This window comes from Sinorhizobium prairiense (assembly GCF_029201645.2).
In the GTDB taxonomy this organism is placed as follows: Bacteria; Pseudomonadota; Alphaproteobacteria; order Rhizobiales; family Rhizobiaceae; genus Sinorhizobium; species Sinorhizobium meliloti_A.
In genome coordinates, this window is record NZ_CP104133.1 from 673,873 (window position 1) to 689,741 (window position 15,869).

At 62.6% G+C, this 15,869-nt stretch carries 13 protein-coding genes and 1 pseudogene; 6 read left to right on the forward strand and 8 right to left on the reverse strand.

All coding sequences use genetic code 11. The annotated features are described in order from the left end of the window. Nucleotides 1-287: 287 nt before the first annotated feature. Genes N0Q91_RS26420 through N0Q91_RS26440 form a run of 5 tightly spaced genes read left to right on the forward strand, consistent with a single transcriptional unit; the run spans nucleotide 288 to nucleotide 5,827 of the window. The gene (locus N0Q91_RS26420; protein WP_100670868.1) at nucleotides 288-1,067 is read left to right on the forward strand and encodes a GntR family transcriptional regulator; all 780 of its coding nucleotides are present in this window, start codon (nucleotides 288-290) and stop codon (nucleotides 1,065-1,067) included. Nucleotides 1,068-1,117: 50 nt separating this feature from the next. Next, on the forward strand, nucleotides 1,118-1,981 hold the full coding sequence (locus tag N0Q91_RS26425; protein WP_275599611.1) for an FAD binding domain-containing protein: 864 nt from the start codon (nucleotides 1,118-1,120) through the stop codon (nucleotides 1,979-1,981). Continuing rightward, complete coding sequence (locus N0Q91_RS26430) at nucleotides 1,978-2,463, forward strand: (2Fe-2S)-binding protein (RefSeq protein ID WP_275599612.1); 486 nt, start codon at nucleotides 1,978-1,980, stop codon at nucleotides 2,461-2,463. The genes N0Q91_RS26425 and N0Q91_RS26430 overlap by 4 nt, the downstream gene beginning before the upstream one ends. Beyond that, complete coding sequence (locus N0Q91_RS26435) at nucleotides 2,460-4,778, forward strand: xanthine dehydrogenase family protein molybdopterin-binding subunit (protein WP_275599613.1); 2,319 nt, start codon at nucleotides 2,460-2,462, stop codon at nucleotides 4,776-4,778. Before N0Q91_RS26430 ends, N0Q91_RS26435 begins: the two co-directional genes overlap by 4 nt. Beyond that, nucleotides 4,778-5,827, forward strand: coding sequence for a CobW family GTP-binding protein (locus N0Q91_RS26440; RefSeq protein WP_275599614.1), 1,050 nt, complete (start codon nucleotides 4,778-4,780; stop codon nucleotides 5,825-5,827). The genes N0Q91_RS26435 and N0Q91_RS26440 overlap by 1 nt, the downstream gene beginning before the upstream one ends. Before the next feature lie 209 nt (nucleotides 5,828-6,036). Here the strand turns inward: N0Q91_RS26440 and N0Q91_RS26445 are convergent, their stop codons facing one another. The 5 genes from N0Q91_RS26445 to N0Q91_RS26465 all read right to left on the reverse strand — a co-directional run bounded on the left by N0Q91_RS26445 (nucleotide 6,037) and on the right by N0Q91_RS26465 (nucleotide 11,589). Beyond that, nucleotides 6,037-7,428, reverse strand: coding sequence for a nucleobase:cation symporter-2 family protein (locus N0Q91_RS26445; RefSeq protein ID WP_275599615.1), 1,392 nt, complete (start codon nucleotides 7,426-7,428; stop codon nucleotides 6,037-6,039). A 76-nt stretch (nucleotides 7,429-7,504) separates the two neighbouring features. Continuing rightward, nucleotides 7,505-8,137: a UbiX family flavin prenyltransferase gene (locus N0Q91_RS26450; RefSeq protein WP_275599616.1), complete on the reverse strand. Its 633-nt coding sequence runs from the start codon at nucleotides 8,135-8,137 to the stop codon at nucleotides 7,505-7,507. A 30-nt stretch (nucleotides 8,138-8,167) separates the two neighbouring features. Continuing rightward, nucleotides 8,168-9,541 (reverse strand): UbiD family decarboxylase, encoded by a 1,374-nt coding sequence (locus N0Q91_RS26455; RefSeq protein WP_275599617.1) that lies wholly within the window; start codon nucleotides 9,539-9,541, stop codon nucleotides 8,168-8,170. A 140-nt stretch (nucleotides 9,542-9,681) separates the two neighbouring features. Beyond that, nucleotides 9,682-10,623, reverse strand: a complete 942-nt coding sequence (locus N0Q91_RS26460; protein ID WP_003532048.1) for an amidohydrolase family protein — start codon at nucleotides 10,621-10,623, stop codon at nucleotides 9,682-9,684. 39 nt (nucleotides 10,624-10,662) lie between these two features. Continuing rightward, the gene (locus N0Q91_RS26465; RefSeq protein WP_018095905.1) at nucleotides 10,663-11,589 is read right to left on the reverse strand and encodes an amidohydrolase family protein; all 927 of its coding nucleotides are present in this window, start codon (nucleotides 11,587-11,589) and stop codon (nucleotides 10,663-10,665) included. Between the two features lie 311 nt (nucleotides 11,590-11,900). Between N0Q91_RS26465 and N0Q91_RS26470 the strand changes: the two are divergent. Then, nucleotides 11,901-12,394, forward strand: a pseudogene (locus N0Q91_RS26470) (DUF2243 domain-containing protein). Nucleotides 12,395-12,412: 18 nt separating this feature from the next. Here the strand turns inward: N0Q91_RS26470 and N0Q91_RS26475 are convergent. Genes N0Q91_RS26475 through N0Q91_RS26485 form a run of 3 tightly spaced genes read right to left on the reverse strand, consistent with a single transcriptional unit; the run spans nucleotide 12,413 to nucleotide 15,856 of the window. Next, the gene (locus N0Q91_RS26475; protein ID WP_275599618.1) at nucleotides 12,413-13,294 is read right to left on the reverse strand and encodes a dihydrodipicolinate synthase family protein; all 882 of its coding nucleotides are present in this window, start codon (nucleotides 13,292-13,294) and stop codon (nucleotides 12,413-12,415) included. Next, nucleotides 13,294-14,940, reverse strand: a complete 1,647-nt coding sequence (locus tag N0Q91_RS26480) for an ABC transporter ATP-binding protein (protein ID WP_275599619.1) — start codon at nucleotides 14,938-14,940, stop codon at nucleotides 13,294-13,296. The genes N0Q91_RS26475 and N0Q91_RS26480 overlap by 1 nt, the downstream gene beginning before the upstream one ends. Then, nucleotides 14,933-15,856, reverse strand: coding sequence for an ABC transporter permease (locus tag N0Q91_RS26485; RefSeq protein WP_275599620.1), 924 nt, complete (start codon nucleotides 15,854-15,856; stop codon nucleotides 14,933-14,935). The genes N0Q91_RS26480 and N0Q91_RS26485 overlap by 8 nt, the downstream gene beginning before the upstream one ends. Nucleotides 15,857-15,869 lie beyond the last annotated feature (13 nt).

A 15,869-nucleotide genomic window follows, 5' to 3' on the forward strand; every position in this document is an offset into this window, starting at 1 on the left:
AATAAGATAACGGCATGTAATTCTCCATTACACCCCCCGGAAATCAGTTACAATCGGATAAAAACAGGTTTTTCTCCGGAGATCGAATCGGTAAAATTCCGAAAGTTATTTCATTAGGCCAAGTTTATGCATGATAGCCCGATGGAAATGGCGAGCAGTCTGCAAGATGAACGCTATAAATACACTGGATTCGTGAATATAGGCATCGATATTTCCGAATAACACATAACGTTGACATCCGGTCATCCAAGTATAGATTGTTGACAATCTAATCTGGAGTGTTTCGGATGGCCGCGTCGCCCTTTCTCAGGAGTGCAAGATACCGTCCCCCTGCCGGGGCCGCGATGAGCGGGCCTGAGGCCGAGCAACGTGTCGTCCAGGTCATCGTCGAGGCGATCATGCATCATCGGGTGGCCCCCGGCGCCAGGCTGATCGAGCGCGAGCTGGCCATCGCCTCGGGCGCCAACAGGTCGGCCATACGCAACGGGCTCATGCGCCTGGCGCATGCCGGGCTGGTGGAACTCAGTCCCAACAAGGGAGCGTCCATCGCCATGTGCTCGCCCGACGAAGCGCGGCAGATATTCGACGCGCGCATCGTGATCGAGACAGCGACGGTCGAGAAGCTCGCCGGCACCATCGGCGAGGCGGAGCGTGCGCGCCTGCGGTCGTTCGTGGAGGACGAACGCAACGCCTATGAAGAGGGCCGCATGGAAGAAGCCCGGCATCTGTCCCGGCGGTTCCATCTGCTTCTGGCGGAAATGGCCGGCAACGACGTGCTGACCGGGGTGATACGTGACCTCATCAACCGCCAGCCGCTGCTCTCCTGGTCAAGGCCGGACACCGAGCCGCGCTTCTGCGGCAATCACGCGCATTCCGAGATCGTCGAAGCGATAGCAAGCGGAGATGGCGAAAGGGCCGCCCGCCTCAACACGGAGCACCTGCGGGCCCTGGAACGTGAACTGGTGGCCGATCGAGCAGCGGCCATGCAGGCGTTTCGCTCCGTTCAGGCTAATGCCGGGTCGGGCGAAAGCGCACGAGGGGAGGATGGCGACCCCGGTTTCGATTGAATCAGTGCGGCACGCGGCGGCGACCGCTGTTTTTTTGGGAGGAGGAATGCATGAAACCGTTCGAATATTACGAGCCGGCGAGCCTGGCGGAGGCCAGCGATCTGCTGAAGCGGCTGGGCAAGGATGCCAGCATCATCGCGGGCGGTACCGATCTGCTGGTCGAGATGAAGGAGGAGCTTCGCAGCGTCCTTCACGTCGTCAACATCAAGAAGATCCCGAACCTGAGGGATTTTACCTATGATCCGGCCGCCGGGCTTCGCTTTGGCGCGCTGGTGACGGTCCGGGAGATAGAGACCTCGCCGCATGTCATCGGCAACTATCCGAATCTCGCCAAGGCGGTAAGCCTCCTCGGTTCGGTGCAGGTGCGCAACCGGGCGACCGTGGTCGGAAACATCTGTCGCGCCTCGCCCTCGGCGGATACGATCCCGCCCCTGATCGCCGACGGCGCCAGCCTCTCCGTCTATAATGGAGGCACCGAGCGGACCGTTCTGCTCGAGGACTTCTTCACCGGTCCCGGCCGGACTGTTCTTTCGCTCGGAGATATCGTCACCGGCATATCCCTGCCGGCGCCCCGCCCGACGAGCGGCCGCGCCTACATCAAGCACGGCCGCCGCAAGGCGATGGAACTCGCGACCGTCGGCGTTGCCGTCAGTATCGAACACGCGGCCGGGCACTGCTCGGACATCCGCATCGCGCTCGGCGCCGTGGCGCCGACGGTGATCCGCGCCCGCAGGACCGAGGACCTTCTCAGGGGACGGACCATCGACGCGGCGCTGCTGGCCGAGGCTGCGGAAAGCGCAATGCAGGAAGCCACTCCCATCGGCAATGTGCGCGCAAGCGCGGCCTACCGCCGCGACATGGTCGGCGTGCTTACGCGCCGGGCGATCGGCTACGCCATGGGAGGTGCACAATGAACCGGCTCGTTTCGATGACGGTGAACGGCGAGCTTTGTGAACTCGCGGTTGCTCCCAACCGTACGCTGCTCGATGCGCTACGCAACGAAGGCAGTCTCACCGGAACCAAGAAAGGCTGCGACGTCGGAGACTGCGGTGCCTGTACGGTCATCATGGACGGAAGGCCGGTCAATGCCTGTCTGGTGCTCGCCGTCGAGGCTGAAGGCGCGACGATCGAGACCATCGAAGGCCTGCAGCCGGCTTACGACCGGCCGCACCTGCTGCAGCAGAAATTCATGGAGCACGGCGGTGCCCAGTGCGGCTTCTGCACGCCGGGCATCATCATGATGGCCAAGGCGCTGCTCGACGAAAACCCGGACCCGAGCGAGGACGAAATCCGCTTCGCTCTAGCCGGCAATATCTGCCGATGCACCGGCTACACCAAGATCATCGACGCTGTTCGGGCCACGGCCGAGGAACTGAGAAAGGCGGAGACACTATGAACACCTATGAAAGGATCGACAGAGACCTGTCCGACCGGGACTTCACCGTCGTGGGCAAGAGCGTCAAGCGGTCCGATACGCTGGAGAAGGTCACGGGGACGGCCAAATATGCAGGCGACGTCGCCTTGCCCGGCATGCTCCATGCCAAGATGAAGCGCAGCAATGTCGCGCATGCGCGCATCAGGAGCATCGACACGAGCAAGGCGCTGGCACTCGAGGGGGTCAAGGCGGTGCTGACGCACAAGGACGTCCCGCGCGTCCTGCATGCGGGCTCGCCGCATCCGCGCTCGGCATCCGTTACCAAGGACCAGTACATTCTCGATGACAGGGTGCGATACTGGGGCGAGGGCGTCGCCGCCGTCGCTGCCGTCAGCGAGGAAATCGCCGAGCGCGCGGTCGCGCTCATCGAGGTCGAGTACGAGCCCTTGCCCGGCCTTTTCACCATCGAAGCCGCATCGGAGCCCGGCGCTCCGCCGATCCATGAGAACGGTCTCGACCGGAACCATGTGCTGCCGCCGGTCTTCGTCACCCGCGGCGACGTCGACAGGGGTTTCGCCGAGGCGGATCTTATCCTCGAGCGCGAATACGATCTCGGCCGCCCGACACCGGCCTATATGGAGCCCAATGTCTGTGTGAGCCAGTGGGACGGCAACGGCAAACTCACCATGTGGACCTCGACCCAGAGCGCATTCATGGTCCGCGGCACGCTTGCCGAAGTGCTCGGCGTACCGCTGAACAAGGTACGCGTTATCGTCGATCACATGGGCGGCGGCTTCGGCGCGAAGCAGGATCTTTTCCAGAACGAATTCCTCTGCGCCCTGCTTGCGCGGCAGACGGGGCGTCCGGTCAAGATGGAGTTCAGCCGCAAGGAAACCTTCCTCGGCGGCCGCTCGCGTCACCCCGGCAAGATATGGCTGAAGCAGGGCTTCACCAAAGACGGCCGGATCGTCGCACGCGAAGCCAGGGTCACCTTCAACTCCGGCGCCTACGGCTCGCACGGTCCCGGCGTCACCAATGTCGGCACTGCAGCGCTGACCTCGCTCTACCGCTGCGAGAATGTGCGGCTAGAAGGCCGCTGCATCTATACCAATTCGCCGATTGCCGGCGCCTTTCGCGGCTACGGCGTCGTTCAGACATATTATGCGCTCGACCTCATGATGGACGAGGCGGCCGAGAAGCTCGGCTTCGATCCGGCCGAGTTCAAGCTGATGAACGCGGTACGCGAGGGCGACATGGCACCCTCCGGGCACCCGATCGTCGGACATGGCCTCGGGGATTGCATCCGCCGCGTCATGCAGGAGACGAACTGGCACGACTTGCGCATGCGAGAGAAGCCGGAAGGCGTCAGGCGCCGCGGGATCGGGATCGGCTGCGAAATGCATGGATCCAGTGCCTATCCGGGTATCAAGGAACAGGGCAACGCAATCGTGAAGATGAACGAGGACGGAACGGTGACGCTGATCACCGGCACCGCCGGCCTCGGCACCGGCGCGCATACGGCGCTGTCGCAGATCGTCGCCGAGGAACTCGGCGTGCCCTTCGAAGCGGTCTCGGTCGTCCAAGGGGACACCGATATCGTCCCCTGGGATATCGGCGCCTTCGCCAGCCACACGACCTATCTCGGCGGACGGGCGGCTCAGCTCGCGGCCGCCGACGTGCGCAGACAAGTGCTCGAACACGCCGCGCCCCTGCTCAAGGCCGAGCCCGAGGATCTCGCGATCCGGGACGGTTTCGTGGTCGTCACCAACGGCTCGAACCGCAGCATCCGGCTTTGCGAGGCCGTCGGGCCGCAACGGGGAATGCCGGCGGTGCAACTGGTCGGCGTAGGCACCTACATGCCGACCAAGTCCTACTCCTTCGCCGCCCATTTCGCCGAAGTCGAGGTGGATACCGAAACCGGCGAGGTCGCCGTTATCGAGGTCGTGCCGGTACACGAGATCGGCAGGGTCATCCATCCGATCGCCGCGGCCGGACAGATCGAGGGCGGCATTCAGCAGGGCATCGGCCACACCCTCAGCGAGGATTATGTCATCGACCTTACCAATGGGCGTTCCCTCAATCCCAGCTTCGTCGATTACAAGATGCCCTTGTCGATGGACATGCCGTCGATCCGCACCATCATCCTCGAAACGGCGCCGGATCCCGGCGGTCCCTACGGTGCCAAGGGCGTCGGGGAGGATCCGATCATCGCGATCGGACCGGCCATCGCCAACGCCATCCACGACGCCATCGGCGTCCGCTTCCACCACTACCCGATAACGCCGGAGCAAGTGTTGAACGCCCTCAAGTCCAAAGCCAACGAAACGAGGCAGTGATGCAGACCAACCATCTTCAGGACAGCAAAATTCCCGTCACCATCCTGACCGGCTTCCTCGGTGCCGGAAAGACAACGCTTTTGAACCACATATTGACGGAACGACACGGTCACCGCATCGCGGTGATCGAAAACGAATTCGGCGAGGTGGATGTGGACTCGGATCTCGTGCTCGCCTCCGAGGAAGAGATCTACCAGATGAAGAACGGCTGCATTTGCTGCTTCGTCGATGTGCGCAACGATTTGATAGAGGTGCTGCAGAAGCTGCTTGCCCGAAAGGACAAGTTCGACCACATCCTGGTCGAGACCAGCGGGCTTGCCGATCCGACTCCCGTCGCGACGGCTTTCTTCATCGATGATGAAATCGGCAAGCACGTAACACTGGACGGCATCGTGACGCTGGTCGATGCCAAGCACATAGGGCAGCATATCGACGATCCCGTCCTGGACGGACGCGACAACCAGGCCGTCGACCAGATCGTCGCCGCCGACCGCATCATCATCAACAAGATCGACCTCGTATCGGAAGGAGAGATCGCTCCGCTCGAGCGCGGCATGCGCAAGCTCAACCAGACGGCCGAAATCGTACGCTCGAGCTACGGCAAGGTGGAGCTGTCGAGCATTCTCGGCATTTCCGGCTTCGCGCCGTCCTACGTCGCCGAACGCGCAAAGCTGCTCGACCTCGATCACCATCACCACCACGATCATCACCACCATAACCATCATCTGCATGACGCGACGGTCAGCTCGGAATCCTTCGTCTTCGACCGGCCTTTCGACCAGCGCCGCCTGACGGACTATCTCTCGCGCCTGCTTCGGGAGGAGGGCGACGACATCTTCCGGACCAAAGGCATCATAGCGATTGCCGGCGATCCTCGTTTCTTCGTGCTGCAGGCGGTGCACAAGCTGATGGACTTCCGTCCGGACCATGTCTGGGGGAAGGACATGCCTTACACGAAGCTGGTCTTCATCGGCCGCAACCTCGACCGGGCGGCGCTGGAAAAAGGGCTGGAGCTTTGCCTTGCCTCGGCGGGCAGTACGGATAATTGATCCGGGGGAATGACGCCAATCCGCCGAGGCCGGGAGGCTTCGGCGGATTTGTCATGTTTGAGCGGGAACAGCGGATCCCACTTGCCGCAGCCGGCCGGAAAGGCGAGGGCGGAAGGGGGTATCCTCACCCGCCGTTGATTGCATAAAACCGCACTGCCCCCGGAGATGGCCGGGGGCAGTGCATGCCGTGCATTCGCTTGCGGGTGCGCCTAGCCGGGATGCCGCATGGCGCCCTCACCGACCAAATCCGGCTGCACCTCCTCGCGCGGAGGAACGCCGTTGAAGAGCAGGTTGAGCAGCACCGCCGAGAAGGTTCCGACGAGAACGCCGCTGTGGAAGAACCGGTCGATGAACTCCGGCAGCTGGGCGAAGATCTTGTCCGCGACCACCGGGATCATCGCGAGGCCGACGCTGACGGCGACGATGTAGAGGTTGCGGCGGTTGTCCACGAAGTTGACGCGGGCGAGAATCTTGACGCCCGTCGCCGAGACCATGCCGAACATCACGATCGCGGCGCCCCCGACGACATAGCTCGGTATCGACGCGGTGATGAATGCGATCTTCGGCAGGCAGCCGAGAAGGATGAGGACCACGCCGCCCGCTGCAACCGCCCAGCGGCTCATCACACCGGTGATCTGGAGCAGGCCCACATTCTGGGCATATGTGGTATATGTGAAGGTGTTGAATATCCCGCCGATAATGTTGCCGAGACCATCCGTGCGCAGCCCGCGCGCCAGGTCGGCTTCGCTGATCGTGCGGCCTGCCATGTCGCCGACGGCCAGAATCTGGCCGGTAGCTTCGATCATCATGACGATCATGACCGTGCAGAGCGCAGCCGTCGCCCACAGGTCGAATATCGGCATGCCGAAGGCGAACGGCGTCACGACCGTGATCCAGCTCGCATCGGCGACCCCTTGGAAATCCACCTTTCCGAAAGCCACAGCGATGGTAAATCCGATCCCTATGCCGAACAGGACGGCCAGGTTCGCGAGAAATCCCTTGAGAAAGCGGGTCATCAGGAGAATGGAAACCAGCACGATGGCAGCGACCGCAAGAGCGAAGGGCTGACCGTAGGCCGGATTGGGAATGAGCCCGTCCGGGCCTTTTATCATGGGTTGACCACCCGCCGCCCAGTTTACTCCGACCCGCATCAGGGACAGGCCGATGACCAGCATCACCGTGCCGGTGACCACCGCCGGGAAGAAGCGAACCCAGCGGCTGAAATAGGGGGCGGCCAGAAGCGTGAACACGCCGGATGCGATGACCGCACCGAGAACGCCGGGCATTCCGAGGTCCGGATCCGTGCCCGTGGCGATGATCGGGGGAACCGCGGTAAAGCCGATGCCCATCATGATCGGCAGACGCGCGCCGACGTTCCAGATGCCGAGACACTGGATGAGGGTGACGATGCCGCAGCAGAAAAGATCCGCGCTGATCAGCATGGCGATCTGATCCTTGGAGAGATTCAGCGCGCTGCCGATGATCAGGGGAACCGCGATGGCACCGGCATACATCACCAGGACATGCTGCAGGCCGAGCGCCGCCAGTTTCGGCGCGGGAAACATTTCTTCGATAGCATCGCACTTCGAGTCCGTATTCATTTCGCTCCTCCCATTATTTTCCAAGAGCCTGACGCCGAACCCCGACCCTCCTCCGGCCGGCGACGGGCGGTATTCCTCACCTCATCTTCACCTCGATATCTTCACGTGGGCGGGAAGGGACGGCAGCGCGCCGCCCGCTCCAGCGATGTGCGAGCCCGGGATCGATATCGAACAGATCAAGGACGCGTGCCACGGTATGATTGACCATCTCGTCCAGCGTCTGCGGACGGGCATAGAAGGCCGGGACGGGGGGACAGATGATCGCCCCCGCCTCCGTCGCCTGGGCCATCGAACGAATATGGCCGATGTGCAATGGCGTTTCGCGCAGCATGAGAACCAGCCGGCGGCGTTCCTTCAGTGTTACATCCGCCGCCCGGGACAGTAAGCCGGAAGTTACGCCGGTCGCGATTTCCGACAGGGTCTTGATCGAGCAGGGCGCAACGATCATCCCGAGCGTGCGGAAAGAACCGCTGGAGCACGAGGCGCCGATGTCCTTGTTGGGATGGACGCAGCAGGCGAGGGCTTCGACATCGGCGACCTTGAAGTCCGTTTCCATCGCCAGCGTGATCTGGGCGGCACGGCTCATCACGAGGTGCGTTTCAATGTCCAGATCCCGCAGGATCTCCAGGAGCCGGATGCCGTATATCACGCCGGAGGCGCCGCTGATGCCGACGATGATCCGCTTTCTCTGTTCCCGGTCCGCCTTCATCGCTCTCACCTCCAAGCGTCGCCATTTTCTCTAAGGACGGCCGAATTTCGCGAGAATCGCCGAAGCGCGGTCGAAGGCAGCCTCGTCGATCCTGGCGAGCACGCCGTGAAAATCAGGCCCGCGGGTCGCGTCGAGGCCCATGCGGGACGTCGTACCGATACCGGATGCCGAAGGGTCGAGCGCGTTGCCGGGCAGCCCTTCGATGATGACGACATCCTTGTGCGGCTGGAAATGGGCGGACATGGCCCAAAGCACGTCGGAGTCCCGCGTTATGTCCACGTCGGCATCGACGGCGATCACGGTCTTCAGATAAGCATCCCAGCCGAGCAGTCCGAGCATGATCTGGCGGGCCTCGCCGGGTCTCGTCTGGTTGAGGGCGACATAGGCATGAAAATGCGTGCCGGATGCCGGATAGTGGACCGCCGTCACGCTCGGGAAGCGTTGCTTCAGCTTTTCCACCATCTCCGCCTCGCGCGGAACACGGCCGAGATTGAGATGTTCGGACGAGTTGCCGCCGGCGACGCTGACAAGGATCGCGTCCTTGCGGCGCAGCAACGTCTCGACGCGAAACAGATTGTTCGTCGATCGGTCGGACGAGTAGCCCGTGAACTCTCCGAAGGGCCCTTCGGCAACCTGCGTTTCGGGCTCGATCACCCCTTCCAGTACGATTTCGGCATAGGCCGGAACCCGGATGCCGTATTTCGGCGTCCGTACCACCTCGAGCGGCTCGCCCATGAGGCCGCCGGCGACGTCGCGCTCGTCCTCACCGAACGCCAGGCGCGCCGAGGCTGCGATCATGAAGAGAGGGTGCGCGCCGATGACCATGGCGACCTTCAGGTTCTCGCCGCGGTCCTTGGCCAAGTTGAGCAGCCGCCACAGATGTCCGCGCGAATGCAGGCTCGTCGCCAGCTCGTTCTTCGAATGGATCATGGCGCGGTGATAGCTGAGATTGCCGGCGCCGGTTTCGGGGTGCTCGGCGATAATTATGCCGCTGGTGATGTATTTCGACCTGTCAGTCGCGAAGTGCTTCAGCATCGGCAGGGTGCCTAGATCGATGTCGTGCTCCTCCACGCATTCGGTCACCGGTCCGCTGTCGACCAGCCGCGGCGGCAGGGCTTGCCGCGAGCGTGCCTGATAGGCTTCGTGCAGCCGGTCCTGGGAGGTCCCGAACATCCGGGCGATCCGCTCGCGCGATCCGAAGGTGTTGGCAATCACTTCACCGCCGACGCCCTCGACGTTGCGAAAATGCAGGAGCGGCGCCCTGCCTTGCTGGTTGAGCTTCCAGATGAACGCCGATGCGTCCTGGTCGTCCGTGATACGGTCTTCGATGGTGAGTACGTCTTCGGGATGCGCCTTCTGGTATTCCCGGAGAAAGTAGCGGACGTCCTGGCTGCCGAACTCCATAATACTGCCCTTCGCGCTGTCGTTACTTCACATGAGCGGGCAGCGGCCTTGGAGGGAGCCGCTGCCCTGGAGCGGGATGAGGAAAATGCGAGCGATGTTCCGCTCGAATCCCGCTCTGACTTGGGATCGGCCAGGGCCGATCAGGCAGGAGTAGGCTGGCGCTCCTCACGCCTCAGACCCGCATATGTATCGGTCAGGCGCGCCTGGGCTTCCTCGAGATTGCGTGGCGGAGGCGTCGGGTCGATGCCGACGAGCTTGGCGATGTTGTTGCCGAGATAGCCCTCGAGATCGTCCTCGGAAAGCCCGAGGCCGTGGGGCGGTTCGTGGCAGAGAACCTCGAGCTCGCGCAGCCACATGCCGGGTTCGTTTGGCGGCGAGTCCGTACCGAAGACGATCTTGTGTTTCGGCAGCTCTTTCGCGAATTCGACGATGCGGGATTGGAAGCACCAACCGGACTCGCAGTAGACGTTGGGTGTGTCCATCGCCATCCAGAAAGACTCGAACGAGTAGTTGCCCCCGGTCTGGATCCCGAAATGCCCGATGATGAAATTGACCATCGGGAACTCGCGAATGATCGGATAGAACATCGTCGGAATGGTGTAGGGCCCGTCACCGGTGTGGATGAGCACGACCACTCCGAGTTCCGCGCACTTCTTCATCGCCGGGCGAAGCCAGTCGAGGGCCCGGTCGGGCCGGTAACCATGCATGTTGGCATGCAGCTTCAGCATCTTGAAGCCGTATTCCTTGACATGGAATTCGAGCTCGGCCGCGCCGTTCTCCGGCCCCCAGCGGGGATTGTAGTTGAAGTTGCCGATGAAGCGGTCCGGGTATTTCTGGCAAAGTTCGGCGATATACGCCATGTAATCGCGGATGCCTTCGCGGCCCATGCGGTTGCCGTCGCGATAGCCTGTATTGCCGGGCGGCGGCTGGATGAAGCCCATGTCGATCCGGCGAGGCTTGCCGTTGATCATATAGGGTCCGTCCATCAGTTTCAGCATGCGCTCGCCGTTGAAGGGCGTGCCGGTGTGGCGCCATGCCTCGTCGACCAGATTGGTCGGGTGGAGGTGGGTATCGATGATCATGCTATTTCTCCGATTTCATGAAACGCGCGTGCGGAAGGCTCATGCCGGCTGAAGGCTGGCATGGGTGCCCTTGAGGCGGGCCTGTGCCTCCTCCAGGCTGCGCGGCGGCGGCGTCGGATCGAGACCGATCATCCGGGCGATGTTGTTGCCGAGGTAGTCCTCAAGCGTATCCTCGTCGAGGTTCAGCCCCTGGGGCGGCTCGTGGCACAGCACCTCGAGAAGGCGCAGCCACATTCCCGGCTCGTTCGGGGGTGTGTCGGTGCCGAACAGGATCTTGTGCTTCGGCAGTTCCTTGGCGAATTCGACGATGCGCGACTGCAGGCACCAGCCGGATTCGACATAGATGTTCGGCGCATCCATCGCCATCTGGAACGGCTCGAAGACATAGACGCCACCCGTCTGCACGCCGAAGTGCCCGAGGACGAAATTGACCGACGGAAACTCTCGAATGATCGGATAGAATTCGGTCGGGATGCTGTAGGGGCCGTCGCCGGTATGCACCTTCACGATGAGGCCGAGATCGGCGCATTTCCGCATCGCGGGTCGCAGCCAGTCGAGCGCCCGGTCGGGGCGGTAGGCGTGCATGTTCGCCTGAAGCTGCACCATCTTGAAGCCGTATTCCTTGGCGTGGTGCTCGATTTCTTCGGCGCCGTTCTGGGTGCCGTAGCGCGGATTGTAGACGAAACAGCCGAGGAAGCGGTCCGGATATTTCTGAACGAGCTCGACGGTGTAGGACATGTAGTCCCGGATCGCCGCCTTGCCGGTCAGATCGCCGTAGCCGTCGGTGTAAATGGTGTTGCCCTGCGGGGGCTGGATGAAAGCTTTGTCGATGCGGCGCGGCTTCCCGTTCACATAATAAGGGCCGTCCATCATCTTGAGGAGGCGCTCACCTGTAAAAGGCTCGCCATCGTGCCGCCAGGCCAGATCCACAATCTTGGTCGGGTAGCAGCTAATGTCGATAATCATCAGTCTCTCCAAAGTTGCCGTCAATCCAATTCACGGATTGTCCGTGAGCGAAGCGCTCCGGAGTTCGACGTCAACTTTGCTGAAGGCGAGGTCAGAAAGATCCGTCGGGCTGCGGTCTGCGCGATCGCATGCCAGCAATTCCCGACCGGATGTTGTATCGTGAGATACTAACGCGGCTGACCGCTTCTACTGACGTGGAGAATATTAAGACAGCTTAGGCGGAATGAAAAGTACATTTCATCAAACTGATCAATTAATAAATATTTCGAAAGAATGCATTCTGGGAGTGGTTGCTGAGCGGAGTACAGATATTGGACGACACCGCAAAAGAAAACGGAGAATTTCCCGCTGCGGCCGGGATCCTCCTCGGCCTGGGGCTCGGGGGCTTCTTCGACGGCATCGTCCTGCATCAGGTGCTGCAGTGGCATCACATGCTGAGCAGCGCAGGCTTTCCCCCGACAGCCTCGAAAATCTGAGATTGAATACGTTCTTCGACGGCCTCTTCCATGTGGCCACATACGTCTTCGTCGTGCTGGGCCTGATCGTCCTGTGGCGCCGTGGGCGGCGGACGCCCCTGCTTTGGTCGGCAAGGCTTATTGCCGGTACCTTCCTAATCGGGTTTGGTGCCTTCAACCTGATCGAAGGCACCGTCAATCACCAGATTCTCGGCCTGCATCACGTCAACGAGACCGTGCCGCGCGACCAGTGGGTCTACTGGGACACAGGCTTTCTGCTCTGGGGAGCCTTGATGCTGATTGCCGGATGGGTCCTGCACCGGTCCGGTAAACGAGAGCTTTCGAGATGACGGCTAGGGGGAACCGCCTCACAACAGCCGGTGCCGCACCAGAATCTCCCGAATGCTTGCGTCCTGCTCCTCGCTCGGAAGCAGCGCCGGCTGGCGGGAGGCCCCGACGGAGGGATCCTGCAGGTAAAGTGAGCGCTTGACCAAGGCGGGCGGGAAGCCGAGGGCGTAAAGTTCGGTGCGGAAGGCGGTGTAGAGTGCCTGCTGGCGTTCCGCCTCGGCAATGTTCCCGTTGTTGAACGCGCTGAGAATGCCGGCGAGGACCTCCGGCATTGCATTGCCGAGGCCGGAAATGCAGCCGGCCGCACCGTTCTGCAGCGACCAGAGAACCAGATGGTCCGGCCCGGAATAGACTTCGAAGCCCGGCACGTCGCGCGCCACCTGCAGATAGGCCTCGAGCGTATCCTGCGCACCGCCGGAATCCTTGATCCCGGCGATATTGCCGTGCGAGGCAAGCTTCAGAGCCGTCTCCGGCTCGATATGGTTCTGGGTGCGGGAGGGAATGTCATAGAGATAGACGGGGGTCTCGACGGCATCGGCGACCGTCGAGAAGTGCCGGATCAGGCCGTCCTGCGTACAGGCGATGAAGAAGGGCGTGATGACGGCGATGCCGCTGACGCCGATGCGGTCGAAAGCGCGCGCGAGCTGCAGCGTCTCGAAGGTCGCGGGCATGCCGGCATTGACGATGACATCGACGCGACCGCCGACCTCGTCGACCACTTCCTCGGTGAGCCGGATCTTCTCCTCGTGCGTGAGCGCAGTGAAATCGCCATTGGTGCCGGCGCACATGATATTGTTGCCGGCGGCCACCTGACGGCGCACCTGGGCGCGGGTCGCCTCGTAATTGATGGTCTCGTCCTCGTTGAAGCAGGTGACGAGGGCGACGAAGGCTTTCTTGGACATCAGTGACTCCGCTTTGGGATGAGAATGTCGGCAGCCCCGGCCGGCACCGATGCGAGGTGGCCGGCCTTTGCATCCGGATCGGGATCGAGGCTGGCCGCGAGAAGGGCGCGGGTATAGGCCTGCCGCGGCGTATCGAAGACCTCGCGGACGGTGCCGAGCTCGACGACCTCTCCCTGCTGCATGACCATGACGTAGTCGGCGAAATCGCGAACGACCGGCAGGTCATGGGCGATGAAGATGAAGGCGATCCCCATCTCGCGGCGCAGCCTGTCGAGAAGCTCGATCACCTGCGCCTGGACGGAGACGTCGAGCGCGGAAACGGCCTCGTCGCAGATGATCAGCTGCGGCTCGAGCGCAAGCGCCCGGGCAATGGCGATCCGCTGGCGCTGGCCGCCTGAAAACTGGTGCGGATAGCGGCTCATGTGTTCGGCCGAAAGGCCGACCTGCACCAGGAGCTCCGCCACGCGTTCACGCCATTTCGCCTTGGGCAGGATGTCCGGATGGATGACCCAGGCCTCGGAGATCAGCTGGTAGACCGTCATGCGCGGGTTGAGCGATTGGGTCGGGTCCTGGAACACCATCTGGAGGTCGCGCCTGAGCTTGTAGAGCTCAGCCGGCGAAAGCGCGAACAGGTCGCGGCCCTTCCAGAGCGCCGTGCCGCCATCCGGCTCGTCGAGACGCAAAAGGGCCCGGGCAAGCGTCGATTTGCCGGAGCCGCTTTCGCCGACGACAGCCATTGTCTCGCCGGGCATGAGATCGAAGGAGATGCCCTTCAATGCTTCGAAGGAGCCGTAGGTCTTGCGCACGTCGCGCACGCTGAGCAGGGGTTCGGCGCGGGCGCCGGGTTCGTGCATCGCGCCCTTGCCGGGGGCGGCGGCGATGAGCTTCTGCGTGTACGGATGCTGCGGGTTCTTGTAGATCTCGCGCACGGTTCCCGCTTCGACGATGGCGCCCTTTTCCATCACGACGACCCGGTCGGCGATCTCGGAGACGACGCCGAGATCGTGGGTGATGATCAGCACCGCCATGCCCGTTTCGCGCTGCAGCTCCTTCAGAAGCTTCAGCACTTCCGCCTGCACGGTCACGTCGAGCGCGGTGGTCGGTTCGTCGGCGATCAGGAGGTCCGGCCGGAGCGCCAGCGCCATGGCGATCATGACGCGCTGGCGCTGACCGCCGGAGAATTCGTGCGGATATTTGCGCATTGCCCGCTCGGGCTCGGGAATCCCGACGCGGCGAAGGAGCCGCAGCGCCTCTTCGCGCGCCTTGCTGCCGGCGAGCCCATGCGTGGTCATGGCTTCCGAGATCTGCCAGCCGACGCTGTAGACCGGATTGAGATGGCTGAGCGGATCCTGAAAGATCATGGCGACACGGCGGCCGTTGACCTCGCGCCGTTCCTCGGCAGGCATTGTCAGCAGGTCCCTGCCGTCGAGCAGGATTTCGCCGGCGCTGATGCGGCCAGGCGGCATGTCGATGAGGTTCATGATCGCCGAGGAGGAGACGGACTTGCCGGAACCGCTTTCGCCGAGGATCGCGAGGGTCTCTCCCTTGTCGAGGTGATAGGAGATAGACTTCACCGCATGGACCACGCCGGTCGCGGTGTGGAACTCGACGGAGAGGTTACGGACCTCGAGCAGATGTTCAGCCATTTTTGCCGCCCTTCATTTCGAGACGCCAGCGCTGTACCGGATCGAGCGCGATCCGCATCCAGTTGGACAGCAGGTTGAGCGACATGGTGGTGAGAATGATGGCAAGGCCGGGCCAGAAGGAGAGCCACCAGGCATTGGTGAGATATTGCCGGCCCTGCGAGATCATCAGGCCCCAGGTGATTTCCGGCGGCTGAATGCCGATGCCGAGAAAGGACAGCGCGCTTTCCGCCAGCATGACATAGGCGAAATCGAGGGTGGCGAGCGTCGTCAGCGTCGGCAGCACGACCGGCAGGATGTGGCGGAAGAGGATGCGCTTGCTGGAGGCGCCCATGACCCGGGCCGCCTGCACGAACATGCGTTCGCGGATCTCCAGCACTTCGGCCCGCGTGGTGCGCAGATAGACCGGAATGCGGGTGATGGCGAGCACCAGCATGAGGTTGAGGATCGAGGAGCCGAGCACATAGAGCACGATCACCGCGATCAGCAGAGACGGGAAGGACATGATCACGTCGGCGAGACGCATGATGATCTGGCTCATGCGCGGCGAGGAAAAGCCGGCGATGAGGCCGAGAACGGTGCCGATCACCGAGGACAGGATCACGGCGCCGGCGGCGACCATCAGGGTGTTCTGGGCCGCAACGATGATGCGGGCGAAGAGCGGACGGCCGAGCGCGTCGGCGCCCATCCACCAGACCCAGGCGCGTGTCCAGTCGAATGGCGGCAGATTGCGGCCGCGCAGGTTCTGCTTCGTCGCCAGGTCGCCCAGCCAGGCCGGGCCGATGACGGCTATGACGAGGATGACGAGAAGGAAGATCGCGGCGCAAAGCGCGAACTTGTCCGCCAGCAGCATGCGCAACATGCGTATCGGAAAGGACGGCTCTGCGGCGATGACGTTGTCGGTGGTGGCCAGGGTCATGGTCCGTCGCCTC

Coding starts and splice junctions, on each gene's coding strand:
- N0Q91_RS26420 (WP_100670868.1), top strand. CDS start 288: ATGGCCGCGTCGCCCTTTCTCAGGAGTGCAAGATACCGTCCCCCTGCC.
- N0Q91_RS26425 (WP_275599611.1), top strand. CDS start 1,118: ATGAAACCGTTCGAATATTACGAGCCGGCGAGCCTGGCGGAGGCCAGC.
- N0Q91_RS26430 (WP_275599612.1), top strand. CDS start 1,978: ATGAACCGGCTCGTTTCGATGACGGTGAACGGCGAGCTTTGTGAACTC.
- N0Q91_RS26435 (WP_275599613.1), top strand. CDS start 2,460: ATGAACACCTATGAAAGGATCGACAGAGACCTGTCCGACCGGGACTTC.
- N0Q91_RS26440 (WP_275599614.1), top strand. CDS start 4,778: ATGCAGACCAACCATCTTCAGGACAGCAAAATTCCCGTCACCATCCTG.
- N0Q91_RS26445 (WP_275599615.1), bottom strand. CDS start 7,428: ATGAATACGGACTCGAAGTGCGATGCTATCGAAGAAATGTTTCCCGCG.
- N0Q91_RS26450 (WP_275599616.1), bottom strand. CDS start 8,137: ATGAAGGCGGACCGGGAACAGAGAAAGCGGATCATCGTCGGCATCAGC.
- N0Q91_RS26455 (WP_275599617.1), bottom strand. CDS start 9,541: ATGGAGTTCGGCAGCCAGGACGTCCGCTACTTTCTCCGGGAATACCAG.
- N0Q91_RS26460 (WP_003532048.1), bottom strand. CDS start 10,623: ATGATCATCGATACCCACCTCCACCCGACCAATCTGGTCGACGAGGCA.
- N0Q91_RS26465 (WP_018095905.1), bottom strand. CDS start 11,589: ATGATTATCGACATTAGCTGCTACCCGACCAAGATTGTGGATCTGGCC.
- N0Q91_RS26475 (WP_275599618.1), bottom strand. CDS start 13,294: ATGTCCAAGAAAGCCTTCGTCGCCCTCGTCACCTGCTTCAACGAGGAC.
- N0Q91_RS26480 (WP_275599619.1), bottom strand. CDS start 14,940: ATGGCTGAACATCTGCTCGAGGTCCGTAACCTCTCCGTCGAGTTCCAC.
- N0Q91_RS26485 (WP_275599620.1), bottom strand. CDS start 15,856: ATGACCCTGGCCACCACCGACAACGTCATCGCCGCAGAGCCGTCCTTT.